This window comes from Amycolatopsis sp. NPDC047767, assembly GCF_040704195.1.
GTDB lineage: Bacteria > Actinomycetota > Actinomycetes > Mycobacteriales > Pseudonocardiaceae > Amycolatopsis.
The window spans coordinates 107,784-119,702 of sequence record NZ_JBEYSJ010000022.1; the positions used below are offsets into that span (position 1 = coordinate 107,784).

Annotated in this window: 9 protein-coding genes; 4 read left to right on the forward strand and 5 right to left on the reverse strand. The window is 72.8% G+C overall.

Going from position 1 to position 11,919, the window contains the following annotated elements; translation table 11 throughout:
* Positions 1-19 precede the first annotated feature (19 nt).
* Positions 20-448, reverse strand: coding sequence for a roadblock/LC7 domain-containing protein (locus AB0878_RS32675; RefSeq protein ID WP_364051435.1), 429 nt, complete (start codon positions 446-448; stop codon positions 20-22).
* The gene (locus tag AB0878_RS32680; RefSeq protein ID WP_366584056.1) at positions 445-2,937 is read right to left on the reverse strand and encodes a nitrate- and nitrite sensing domain-containing protein; all 2,493 of its coding nucleotides are present in this window, start codon (positions 2,935-2,937) and stop codon (positions 445-447) included. Before AB0878_RS32680 ends, AB0878_RS32675 begins: the two co-directional genes overlap by 4 nt.
* Positions 2,938-3,173: 236 nt before the next feature.
* On the opposite strand from AB0878_RS32680, the gene AB0878_RS32685 reads away from it, so the two are divergent.
* Positions 3,174-4,097 (forward strand): serine/threonine dehydratase, encoded by a 924-nt coding sequence (locus tag AB0878_RS32685; RefSeq protein ID WP_366584057.1) that lies wholly within the window; start codon positions 3,174-3,176, stop codon positions 4,095-4,097.
* Here AB0878_RS32685 and AB0878_RS32690 read toward each other — a convergent pair.
* From AB0878_RS32690 to AB0878_RS32700, 3 genes are all read right to left on the reverse strand, one after another.
* The gene (locus AB0878_RS32690; protein WP_366584058.1) at positions 4,084-6,006 is read right to left on the reverse strand and encodes a glycosyltransferase family 39 protein; all 1,923 of its coding nucleotides are present in this window, start codon (positions 6,004-6,006) and stop codon (positions 4,084-4,086) included. The two genes, AB0878_RS32685 and AB0878_RS32690, sit on opposite strands and share 14 nt — an antisense overlap.
* A 66-nt stretch (positions 6,007-6,072) precedes the next feature.
* Positions 6,073-7,587, reverse strand: a complete 1,515-nt coding sequence (locus tag AB0878_RS32695; protein WP_366584059.1) for an ATP-binding protein — start codon at positions 7,585-7,587, stop codon at positions 6,073-6,075.
* Positions 7,565-8,314 (reverse strand): response regulator transcription factor, encoded by a 750-nt coding sequence (locus tag AB0878_RS32700; RefSeq protein ID WP_285971785.1) that lies wholly within the window; start codon positions 8,312-8,314, stop codon positions 7,565-7,567. The genes AB0878_RS32695 and AB0878_RS32700 overlap by 23 nt, the downstream gene beginning before the upstream one ends.
* Positions 8,315-8,490: 176 nt before the next feature.
* On the opposite strand from AB0878_RS32700, the gene AB0878_RS32705 reads away from it, so the two are divergent.
* From AB0878_RS32705 to AB0878_RS32715, 3 genes are all read left to right on the forward strand, one after another.
* Positions 8,491-9,108 carry a hypothetical protein gene (locus tag AB0878_RS32705; RefSeq protein ID WP_366584060.1) on the forward strand — a complete coding sequence of 206 codons (618 nt, stop codon included), beginning with the start codon at positions 8,491-8,493 and terminating at the stop codon, positions 9,106-9,108.
* A 928-nt stretch (positions 9,109-10,036) separates the two neighbouring features.
* On the forward strand, positions 10,037-11,188 hold the full coding sequence (locus tag AB0878_RS32710) for a histidine kinase (RefSeq protein WP_366584061.1): 1,152 nt from the start codon (positions 10,037-10,039) through the stop codon (positions 11,186-11,188).
* 64 nt (positions 11,189-11,252) lie between these two features.
* The gene (locus tag AB0878_RS32715) at positions 11,253-11,915 is read left to right on the forward strand and encodes a response regulator transcription factor (protein WP_366584062.1); all 663 of its coding nucleotides are present in this window, start codon (positions 11,253-11,255) and stop codon (positions 11,913-11,915) included.
* Positions 11,916-11,919: the final 4 nt, after the last annotated feature.

Here is an 11,919-nt window from a genome sequence, read left to right on the forward strand (position 1 = left end):
AGCGGAGGCGACCCGGCGCCTAGCTGCCGACCGCTTGTTTGAGCTCCTCGATGAGCGCCGGCGTCAGGACCTCGGTGGCACGGTTGGCGAACATCGCCATCTCGTACGCGATGGTGCCCAGGCTGGCCTGTTTGTTGGCCAGCACGCCGAGCGAACAACCGACGCTGATGGTGCAGACCAGCAGGTAACCGCGCTCGAGCTCGACGATCACCTTGTCCGGCGAGCCCAGCGGGTGGCTGTCGGCGACGCCCTGGGCGAGGCCCAGCATCGCGGACGAGATGGCGGCGAGACGGTCGGCGTTGGCGCGTTCGAGCTCCTGGGACATGGCGATGAGCAGGCCGTCGGACGACACCGCGAGGGCGGCGATCGCGCCGGCGGTGTGGAGCGCGAAGCGGTTGACCAGCCAGTTGAAGTTCTGGGCTTCGGCGCTGACTTCCGGGATCGTCATGTCTCTCCTCCTGCGTTGGCGGTGGCGGTGGCTCGCGACGCGTCTGCCTTGGCCACGCCGTCGGAGTACGAATCGAAGACTGCCCGTTCCGCGGCCGGATCACGCAAACCGCGGCGGACGGCGCGCAGCGGGGTGCGGATGGTCTGCTGCGCCTTGAGGCCCGGGGCCAGCTGAGCGCCGGGGACGCGGCGGGTCAGCTCCTGGTCCAGCGGCGCGAACCGCTGCGTGGTGAGGGCGTGCACGGCGGACTTCGTGCGTTCCAGCTTCGCCGCCAGCTCCTTCGCGCGGGCGACGGCGGTCTCCACCGTCTGCTGGGCCGGCACCGGCGGGTCGGCGGACAGCGAGGTGGCGAGGTCGTCGCCGTCGAGGATGAAGCCGGACGCGGGCGGCTCGTCGGGTTCGGCGTCGGGCCACTCGGGCCCGGGTTCCGGCTCGGGCTCGGGTTCCGGGTCGCGGAACCACGTGAAGCCGAGCGACGCCGTTTCCAGGACCGCGATCGCGGGCGCCGGCAGGGGTTCGGGCGCGCGGCCCGCGTCGAACAGGCCCGCGGCTTCGGCCGCCGGCGCCGATTCCACCGGCTTGTCCTCGACCGGCGCGTCCATGCGGTCGAACTGCGCGGCCGGCACGGTGACGCGCGCGGTGACCCCGCCCGTGTCCGGAGTGGAGGTGAGTTCGACTCCCAGCGAATGCCGCCGCGCGAGCCGGCCGGCCACGAACAGGCCGAGCACGCTCGTCGGCGCGAGCTCGAGGCGTTCGCGTTCCAGCAGACGCCGGTTCTCCTGCGCCAGCGATTCCGCGGCCATGCCGATGCCGTGGTCGACGATCGCGACGACGAGGTCGCCGGACTCCAGGAACTCCGTCTCGACCTCGACGCTCGTGGTCGGTGCGGAGAACGACGTCGCGTTCTCCAGCAGCTCCGCGAAAAGCCGGACGAGGTCGGCGCCGAGCGAGGACGTCAGCTGCACGTCGGGCAGCTCCCCCAGCCGCACGCGGGGGAAGTCCTCGATCTCGGCCAGCGCCGCGCGCACGGCGGTGGACAGCTGGATCGGGCCGGCGATCGGGTTCTCGTCGTGGGTGCCGGAGATGACGAGGAGGTTGTCGGCGGTGCGGCGTAGGCGCGCGGACAGGTGGTCGAGCCGGAACAGCCCCGCGAGCGCGCGCGAATCCTGCTCGTGGCGTTCGAGCTCGTCGACGAGCGCGAGCTGGCGGCCGACGAGGTTCTGCGTGCGCTTCGCGACGTTCGCGAACATCAGGCTCGTGTTGCGCCGCGTCAGCGTCTGCCGCTCGACCAGGGCGGCGGCGGTGGTCTGGACCCGGTTGAACGCCGTGGCGAGCTCACCCAGCTCGTCGTCGGAGGCGACGTCGATGGTCGCCAGGCGGGGTGTCTGGTCGTCGTCGGTCTCGGTGTCGCCGACGCGGACGAGCTCGGCGTCGGCCAGGTCGGCGACAGAGGTGGCGGCCGACGTGAGGCGCCGCAGCGGCTCGGCGATCGAGCGGCTCACGGCGATCGCGAGGAACGCGACGAGTCCGAAGAGGACGGCCGCGCCGCCGCCGACCAGCCAGGCCAGCCGCGTCGCGGCGGCCGCGCGGTCGCCGGCCGCGGCGTTGATCTCGGCCGTCACGCGGTCCTGCGCGGTGCGGCGTTCGGCGGCCTGCTGCTGACCGGCCGCCACGACGTCGTGGACGTAGGGCTCGGGCGCCGCGTCCGGCTCGGGCAGCTGCGTGGCAAGCTGGTCGACGCGGTGGGCGGCCTCGCCGGAGTCGACGTCCGCCAGGATCGCGGCCTGGTCGTGGCCGGCGAGCTGCGTGAAGCGGTCGGCGTGCACCTGCGCCCGCTGCGTCGCTTCGTCCAGGAGGGACTGTCCGGCCGACTGCGACTGGGCCGCCACGACCAGCGCGGTGACGCGCAGCGACTCCTCTTCGTCGGAGCGCAGGAGCGCTTCGAGCGCGGAGAGCTGACGAGCGCCCTCGGCGTCGGCGGCCGTGCGCGGCACGAGCTGCAGCCCGTCGATCAGGGCGCTCACCACGGTGTCGTACGTGCGGGCGATGCGTTCGGCGGAAATGCTGCGGTGCAAGGTGTTCTGCCGCTCGTCACCGAGGGAGGCGACGCGCGTCAGCGCCGTCTTCAGCTCGGCCGGCGCCCCGGCGCCGAGCGTGGTGCGGAGCTGGCCGACGGTCGCGTCGACGGTCTGCTGCTGGTGCACGAGGTCGGAGTCGGGCGTCGAGGGCGAGGCCACGAACGCGGCGGCGAGCACGCCCTCGCGTTGCACCTGCCAGACGAGCCCGCTGAGCTCCTGGGTGTTCCACGCGGCGCGGACGGTGTCGTCGGCCGAGGCGACGCTGCCGGTCTGCTTGACCACGAAGGGCACGGAGACCAGCAGCACGGCGGCCAGCGGCGGCAGGAGCAACAGGTTGAGCTTGCCGCGGATGCCGAGTCTCGACAGCACCCGCGCACCGGCCCACCGGGGCCGGGTCCTGCCGTGGCGCATCAGCGTCACCTTCCCGTTCCTCCGCTCACGGCACCGCGGGCGGACATCTGTACACAAAGGAGCAAGACCGAACGGATGACACCACGAAGGGGGACCCATACAGAGAACCCGACACGCACAGTGAGACCCGTACCGTAACGGACAAGGGTGGCCGGCCCCTGGCTCTTCCGCGCGAGAGCTTAGCGACTGGCACAAGATCCCGACAACGCTTCAAGACCGCGTGTCCCACGACAAAGATGGACGGTATGAGCACACCACCGCGTACACCGACGCCCGCCGACGTGGCCGCAGCCGCGAACCGCATCCGGCCACACGTTCGGAGGACGCCGCAGCTACGGACCGAAATCGACGGTCGGCCCGTGGTGTTCAAGCTGGAGCACCTGCAGCGCAGTGGTTCGTTCAAGCTGCGCGGCGCCGTCAACGCACTGCTCGCCGGCCCCGCTCCACGCCGTGTCGTCACGGCTTCGGGCGGCAACCACGGCCTCGGTGTCGCGACGGCCGCGCAGGCGCTCGGCCTGCCTGCCGTCGTGTACGTGCCCGAGTCCGTGCCGCCCGCGAAGGCCGCCGGGATCGAGGCCGCCGGCGCGAAGCTGATCCGCCACGGCGCCACGTACGCGGAGGCGGCGGCCGCCGCGCTGGCCGTCGGCGATGAACCCGGCACGCGTTACCTGCCGGCCTACGACGACCCCGACGTGGTCGCCGGCCAGGGCACGGTGACCGCCGAGATCGTCGCGGACGACCCGGACGTCGACGCCGTGGTGGTCGCCGTCGGCGGGGGCGGGCTCGCCGCGGGCACGGCGCTGGCGGCCGACCGGCGGCGCGTGTTCGCCGTCGAGCCGGAGCGCTGCCAGGCGCTGCACGCCGCGCTCGAAGCCGGTCAGCCGGTGGACGTCACGCTCGACTCCGTGGCCGCGTCGGCACTCGGCGCGACCCGCGTGGGCGAAGTGCCCTTCCGGATCCTGAACGCCCCGAACGTCACGTCCGTGCTGGTCAGCGACGCCGAGCTGCTCTCCGCGCGCGACCGGTTGTGGGCCGAGTTCCGCCTGGCCGTGGAGCCGGCCGCGGCGGTCCCGCTCGCGGCGTGGCTCGCCGGTCGCGTGCCCGCCGCGCGGCCCTGTTTCGTCCTCTGTGGAGCGAACACGAGCGTTACTTTCGCGTGAGGTCGTAGACGGTCGTGCCGTCGACGGTCGTCGCGGGGAAGTTCTGCTCGACCCAGGTGGTGATCTGCCCGGCCGTGCCGCGGCTGCCGCCGAAGCCACCGAACCCGCCGCGACCGCCGGCTCGGCCGGCCACGAAGTAGTGCACCTCGCCGGCGCCGACGTACTGCTGGAACTGCGCGAGCGTCGGCGCCGGGTCGCTGCCGCTGAAGCCGCCGATGGCCATCACGGGCTTGCCGCTGCTGAGCGCGAGGCCGGCCGACTGCATGGCGCCGGTCTGCGCGGCAGCCCACTTCGTGGTGGTCGCCTGGAGAAGTCGATCAAGATCCACTGTGGACGCGGTCGTCCCGCCGAAGCCGCCGCGGAATCCCCCGCCACGCTGGTTCGCCGGCCCCGACGACGGCTGGCCGCCGGTGTGCGCGGTCGCGGCCGTGACGACGGTGAAGGACGCCGTGCCGAGCAGCGCCGCCACGAGCCCGAGTACGGCGACCGCCGGGGCCGCACGTCGGAGCGAGCCGGCGCCGAAGAGCACGGCCGCCGTGCCGAGCGCGCCCAGCACGAGCACGGTGTAGCGCAGCCACGGCTGCCACTCCGGCGTGCGGGCGAGCAGGATGAAGGCCCACACGGCCGTGGCCGCGAGCATCAGGGCGAGCACCGCGCGCGGGGCGAAGTGCGCGCGGCCGCGCCACAGCTCGCGGGCCGCGATGGCGATCGTCGCCGCGATGCCGGGCGCGAGCGCGACCGTGTAGTACGGGTGGATGATCCCGCTCATGTAGCTGAAGACCACGACCGAGACGACCATCCAGCCGCCCCACAGCAGCAGCGCGGCGCGCGTGCGGTCGGTGCGCGGGGCGCGGCGGGTGAACCACAGCCCGGCGACGAGCCCGATCAGCGCGGCGGGCAGCAGCCACGACGCCTCGCCGCCGAACTGCTCGGTGAACAGCCGCGTGAGGCCCGTTCCGCCGCCGAAACCGCGGAAACCGCCACCGCCGCCGGCGGCGGCCCGGTCCGGCAGCTCGAAGCCGGCGGGCAGCTCGGGCCGGGCGCCACCGCCCCCGCCGTGGCCCTGGCCGAAGATCCGGCCCAGCCCGTTGTAGCCGAAGGCCAGCTCCAGCACGCTGTTGTTCGTGGAACCGCTGATGTACGGGCGGTCAGCCGCGGGCCACAGCGCGACGGCCAGCACCCACCACCCCGCCGACACGAGCACCGCACCGGCCGCGGCGAGCAGCTGCCACACGCGCCGGCCGAGCGACGTCGGCGCCGCCACCGCGTAGGCGAGCACGAACGCCGGCAGCACCAGGAAGGCCTGCAGCATCTTGTCGAGGAACCCGAACCCGATCGCGACGCCCGCGAGCAGCAGCCACTTCGTGCTCGCGTGCTCCAGCGCGCGCACCACGCAGTAGCCTGCGGCGACCAGGAGCAGCACGAGGAACGCGTCGGGGTTGTTGAAACGGAACATCAGGGCCGCCACCGGCGTCAACGCGAGCGCGGAGCCCGCGAGCAATCCGGCGCCCGGCCCGGAGAGGCGCCGCACCGCGAGGTAGAGCAGGCCGACGGACGCGACGCCCGCCAGCGCGTCGGGCACCAGCATGCTCCAGCTGGAGAAGCCGAAGATCCGGCCGGAGAGCCCCATGACCCACAGCGAGAACGGCGGTTTGTCGACCGTGACCACGTTGCCCGGATCGAGCGAGCCGAAGAACCACGCCTTCCAGCTCTCGGTGCCGGCCTGCACGGCCATGGCGTAGAAGTCGTTGCCCCAACCCGAAATCGCGACATCGGTGACATACAGCGCAGCCGTCGCGATCAGGAGCACCGCGACCGCCGGCCGTACCCATCTGGGCCGCTCCGTCGGCGGGGCCGCGGGTGTCGGGTCCACTGTGGTCGGTCCGGGCGCGGTGAGGGCACTCGTCATGCGGCCATGCTCACGACGCGGTTTGTGGGCTCCTTGTGCGCTTCCTGTGCGCGTCCTGTGAGACATTCACGACCGGGTGATAGCCGGGTCACGGTATTCCGGGAGCATGGCGACGAACTCGGTTCGACCAGGCTCGCTGAGCACCGAAACGCGGCCGCTGTGCGCGGCCACGACTGCGGCGACGATGGCAAGACCGAGGCCCGTGCTGCCGGCCGCGCGCGAGCGCGAGTTGTCGCCGCGGGCGAAGCGTTCGAACACGTCCGGCAGGATTTCCGGCGGGATGCCGGGGCCGTCGTCGAGCACCGAGAGCCGCACCCAGCCGTCCTGTGTGGACAGTGCCGTCGTCACGGTGGTGCCGGGCGGGGTGTGGGTACGGGCGTTGCCCAGGAGGTTGAGCACGACCTGGTGCAGCTGGCCGGCGTCGCCGAGCACGCTGATGGGCTCGCCGGGCGCCTCGAGCCGCCACTTGTGGTCGGGGCCGGCGACGTGGGAGTCGGCGACGGCGTCGGCCACCAGGCGCGAGAGGTCCACCGGCTCGGGCACGACGGGGCGGCCGGAGTCGAGCCGGGCGAGCAGCAGCAGGTCCTCCACCAGCGTCGTCATGCGTGCCGACTCGGACTCGACGCGGTTCATGGCGAACGCGACGTCGGGCGGCACCTGCTCCTTGCTGCGCCGCGTGAGCTCCGCGTAGCCGCGGATGGCGGCCAGCGGCGTGCGCAGCTCGTGGCTCGCGTCGGCGACGAACTGGCGCACGCGGCTTTCGCTGGCCTGGCGGGCTTTCAGCGCGTTGGCGATGTGGCCGAGCATGCGGTTGAGCGCGAAGCCGACCTTGCCGACCTCGGTGCGCGGGTCGGTGTCCACTTCGGGCACCCGCTCCGACAGCGCCACCTCGCCGCGGTCGAGCTGCAGCTCCGACACGCGCGACGCGGTGGCGGCCAGCCGGTCGAGCGGCGCCATGGTGCGCCGGATCGTCACCGCGCCCGCGACGCCGGCCACGATGATGCCGCCGAGTGCGACCCCGCCGAAGATGAATCCCAAGCGCCACAACGTGTCCGTGACGTCCGAGAGCGGCAGGCCGACCACGGAGAAGTCGCCGGACGGGGAGAACGACGCGATCACCCGGTAGTCGCCGAGGTCGCCGCCGAGGTCGATGGTGCGGCGGTGGCCGTCGGGCGGGAGGCCGAGCAGGAGCTTCTGCTGCGCGGTGGAGACCGACTGCAGCGGCGGCTTGACCTTCGACGGTGTCGCGGAGCCGAAGTTGAGCACGGCCGCGCGCACCGCTCCGTTGTGGACCTGGACGGCGAGCGTGCCGTCGCCCTGGCCGAGCACGCGCAGCGGGTCGGGGGGCGGTTTGTCGCCGTAGATCCACGGTGGCCGGTCGCCGCTGCGGAAGCCGCGGTCGGTCGCCGCGGCGAGGCGCTTGTCGACCTGGCCGACGAGGAAGTCCTGCAGCGCGAACTCCGTGACCACGCCGACGACCAGGCAGACGAGCGCCAGCAGCGCCGCCAGCTGCACGATCAGCCGGCGCCGCAGCGACCACGGCCGGCGCGCGGGCACCTCAGCCGGCGGGCTTGAGGACATACCCCGCGCCGCGCATCGTGTGGATCATGGGCTCGCGGTCGGCGTCGATCTTCTTGCGCAGGTAGGAGATGTAGAGCTCGACGATGTTGGCCTGGCCGCCGAAGTCGTAGCTCCACACGCGGTCGAGGATCTGCGCCTTGCTCAGCACGCGCTTGGGGTTGCGCATGAGGTAGCGCAGCAGCTCGAACTCCGTGGCGGTGAGTGGCACGAGGTCGCCGCCGCGGTGGACCTCGCGGCTGTCCTCGTCGAGGGTCAGGTCGCCGACCACGAGCTGCGAACCGCTGGCGCCCGTCACCCCGTTGGCACGCCGGAGGAGCGCGCGCAGACGGAGCGCGACTTCTTCGAGGCTGAAGGGTTTGGTGACGTAGTCGTCGCCGCCCGCGGTGAGGCCGGCGATGCGGTCTTCGACGGCGTCCTTCGCGGTGAGGAACAGCACCGGCAGGAACGGCGCCTCGGCGCGCATGCGGCGCAGCACCTCGAGGCCGTCGAAGTCGGGCAGCATCACGTCGAGCACCACGGCGTCGGGCCGGAAGTCGCGCGCCACGCGGACGGCTTCCGTGCCGTCGCCCGCGCTGCGCACCTCCCAGCCCTCCATGCGCAGCGCCATGGCGACGAGCTCGGCCAGCGTCGACTCGTCGTCCACCACCAGCACCCGCACCGGGCTGCCGTCGGCGCGGCGCAACTCGTCCTTGCCCCGGCCGGGCGACGTCGCGTTCATACTGCTCATGGTGCCATCCTCGGGGCCGGTGTTCAGGCCGAGCTGTGCGGCGACTGTGCGTTTCCTGTGCGGTGGTTCAGCCGTTCGTGGCCTTCTTGCACAGCCTCAACCCACTCCGGACACAGCTCCCGCACAGCGGCGGCCGCGACTCTCGGTCCGACAGTCAAGACCCGGAGGAAAACACCATGACGACCGATCCAGCACAGGGCGCCACGTGGGGCGCCCCTGGCGGCGAGCCACCGGCGGCCCCGAAGAAGTCGTGGTCGGGCCGCAAAACGGCGATCGCCGCGGGCGTCGCGGTGGTCATCGCCGTGGGCGGCGGCCTCGCGATCTGGGCGGGGACCAGCTCCAACGACGCCTCGGCGCAGCAGGGCCCCGGCGGCCCCGGCGGCTTCGGCGGCCCTGGCGGTCAGGGCGGCCCTGGCGGTTTCGCCGGCCGCGGTGGTTTCGGCGGCTTCGGCGGCGGCGCCGCCGCCCTCCGCGACGCCCTCCACGGCGACTTCGTCGTCACCGACCCCAACGGCGGCTACGTCACCGAACGCCTCCAAACCGGCGCCATCACCGAGATCAGCGCGACCTCCGTCACCCTGACCAGCAAGGACGGCTACAAACAGACCTACGTCCTCGACTCGTCCACCCAGAAATCCGCCACGACCCCCAAGACCGGCGACAACGTCACCGTCATCGCCAAACTCAACGGCACCACCGCCACCGCCACCTCCCTGCAGTCCGCCACCGCCACCCAACGCGCCCCCGGCGGCACCGGCCAGCCCGGCCAGGGCCGCCGCCGCTACGGCAACTGACCGGGCTCCCCCGACGCCGGCGCTGCCGCCCCGACCACCATTGGGCGGTGACGCCGGCGTCGTCGTTTCGGGCACGACCGGTCCACTCGCGGTGCTGGGCTTCGCCCCTCTTGCCCGTTCGCCCCGCCGACCGCGCACGACCGGTCCACTCGCGCCTCCGACTCCAACGCGAACAACCCCACCCACGGGTCCTCTTCCGCAGAAGTTGTGCGCGACTGGACCCCTCGTATCACCGCGCCCCGGGCGACGGGTCCCTTCGCGACGCACGGCGCGAAAGGTTCACTCGCGCGACGACCACACCATGACACCTCGTGCGGCAAACCCGGCATCACAGGTTCAGTCGCACCACCGCGCAGCACGATCGGTCCCATCGCAGGAGCCGGCTCGGCACGATCGGTCCCATCGCAGGAACGGCTCGGCACGATCGGTCCCATCGCGACGCGCCAGCACACGACGACCGGTCCAGCCGCGTCGCCGACCCGACCCGGCCAGCCCACTCGCCTGCGCGAATTGGCACGACCGGTCCCCTCGCGCCACTGCGACGGCACGACCAGTCCACTCGCGAGGTGACGCCCCACCAGCCTCCGAGCCCGACCGGCCCTCTCACGAAACCAGCTCGGCACGACCGGTCCACTCGCGCAGCAAACTAGGCACCATCGGTCCACTCGCGAGGTCCGGCCCGGTCCCCTCGCGCAGCCCACCCGAACCCATCGGTCCCCTCGCGCAGCCCACCCGAACCCATCGGTCCCCTCGCGCAGCCCACCCGAACCCATCGGTCCCCTCGCGCGACCCACCCGAACCCATCGGTCCCCTCGCGCGGCCAACCCCGGCCCACACCGAAACGGCTCACCGCCGCCCCGCTCAACCAAACGTGCGCCCCCTTCCCAAAGCGCACCAAAACGCCGCCGTCGGTGCGTAGGTTGGCCGGGTGCGGGACATCAACGGGTCGCTGGCGCGTCAGTCGCTGCTGGTGGCGCTTGTCTGTCTGGTCTGCGACGTCGCCCTGTTCACCCTGCGCGGGCCGCTGCCCGAGGCCGGGTGGCGGGGCTGGGTGGTGCTCGCCGGAGCGGTCATCGTGGACACAGCCCTGGCCGGGGCGGCCCGGTATTCGGGCTGGGTGGCGGCCGGACACGCCGCACTCTTCGTCGCGGCCCCGCTGTTGCTCTGCACCTGCACCGGCTTCGTGGTCGGCAACAACGCGGGCATCCTCGTCGCCGGGTATCGGGCCGGGGCGTGGTTGCGGGTGGGGCCGGCGGTGGTGGCGCTCGTCGCGATGCTGGCGGGGGTCGGGGCGGGCGAGCTGCTGGGCGGGGGCCGGGGCGCGAATCCGGCGCTCGTCGCGATCAGCATGGCCGTGTCGGCGGTGCTGCCGTGGCTCGTCGGCCGGTACACGACGGCCCGGGGCGCCTACATTGCCGACCTCGAGCGGGAAGCCGAAGAGCGCCGAAGGCACGAAGCCGAAGCAGTGCGGCGGGCCGTTCTCGAAGAGCGCGAGACCATCGCGCGCGATCTGCACGACGTGATCTCCCACCACGTCAGCGCGATCGGCGTGCACGCCGGCGCCGCGCGGCTCGGGCTGCCCAAGGGGGAAAGCCAGGTCCACATGTCCCTCGGAGCGGTCGAGTCCGCGAGCCGCTCCGCGATGGCCGATCTGCGCCGCCTGCTGGATCTGCTGCACGCGCGCGGCGACGAAGCCGCCCAGCCCGGGCTGGACAACCTCGACGAGCTGCTCGACACCGTCCGCGCCGCGGGCCTGCCCGTGCGTCTCACGGTGCACGGCGACGTCCGCGAAGTCCCCGGCTCGCTCGACGTCGCCCTCTACCGCATCGCGCAGGAAGCCCTCACGAACGCGTTGCGCCACGGCACCGGACCCGTGGAGCTGGAGCTGGACCACCGGCGCACGGAGATCGTTCTGACCGTCACCAACGAGGCCGGCCGCCCCGTCCCGCAGCGCGACGGAGCCCACCGCGGCCTCGCCGGGATCCGCCAGCGCGTGACGCTCTTCGGCGGCGAAGTCACGTACGGCCAAAAGGACAACACCTGGCAGGTCAAGGCCGGCTTCCCGCTGGAGGTGGCGTGAGCACACCACCGCGCTGGCCCGGCCACGCCGCCGGCCAAACGCCCCGCAAGAAACAGGAGGTCGCATGATCCGCGTGCTGCTCGCCGACGACCACGCCATGTTCCGCTCCGGCATGCGCGCCCTCCTCGACACGCAGCCCGACTTCGAGTGCGTCGGCGAAGCGGCCGACGGGCGCGAAGCCGTGGCGGAAACCCGGCGCCTCAAGCCGGACGTCGCGGTCCTCGACGTCCGCATGCCCCGCCTCGACGGCCTCGCCGCGACCGAGGCCATCCTCGCGACCCCCGGCAACGACACCCGCGTACTGGTCCTGACCACCTACGACGCCGACGAGTACGTCTACCGCGCCCTGCGCGCCGGCGCCAGCGGCTTCCTGCTCAAGAGCCTGGCCCCCGAAGAGCTCGTGGCCGCCATGCGCATCGCAGCGCGGGGTGACGCGTTGATCGACCCGTCGGTCACGCGCCGGCTCGTGGCCAGCTTCGCCACCAGCCTCGAGCCCCGCGCGGCCGAGCCGCCGGAGCTGGCGCGGCTCACGTCCCGCGAACGCGAGGTGCTGCTTCTCATAGCCGACGCGCGCAGCAACGCGGAGATCGCACGCCAGCTTCACGTCGGCGAGGAGACTGTGAAGACGCACGTCTCGCGCGTGCTCGCGAAGCTCGGCCTGCGCGACCGCGTGCACGCCGTCGTCTACGCCTACCGCAACGACCTGGTCGCGAAAGAGGCCACCTAGGAGG

Excerpts from the sequence above, each read along its gene's own strand:
- AB0878_RS32675 (WP_364051435.1), bottom strand. The coding sequence starts at position 448 with ATGACGATCCCGGAAGTCAGCGCCGAAGCCCAGAACTTCAACTGGCTG.
- AB0878_RS32680 (WP_366584056.1), bottom strand. The coding sequence starts at position 2,937 with ATGCGCCACGGCAGGACCCGGCCCCGGTGGGCCGGTGCGCGGGTGCTG.
- AB0878_RS32685 (WP_366584057.1), top strand. The coding sequence starts at position 3,174 with ATGGACGGTATGAGCACACCACCGCGTACACCGACGCCCGCCGACGTG.
- AB0878_RS32690 (WP_366584058.1), bottom strand. The coding sequence starts at position 6,006 with ATGACGAGTGCCCTCACCGCGCCCGGACCGACCACAGTGGACCCGACA.
- AB0878_RS32695 (WP_366584059.1), bottom strand. The coding sequence starts at position 7,587 with ATGTCCTCAAGCCCGCCGGCTGAGGTGCCCGCGCGCCGGCCGTGGTCG.
- AB0878_RS32700 (WP_285971785.1), bottom strand. The coding sequence starts at position 8,314 with ATGAGCAGTATGAACGCGACGTCGCCCGGCCGGGGCAAGGACGAGTTG.
- AB0878_RS32705 (WP_366584060.1), top strand. The coding sequence starts at position 8,491 with ATGACGACCGATCCAGCACAGGGCGCCACGTGGGGCGCCCCTGGCGGC.
- AB0878_RS32715 (WP_366584062.1), top strand. The coding sequence starts at position 11,253 with ATGATCCGCGTGCTGCTCGCCGACGACCACGCCATGTTCCGCTCCGGC.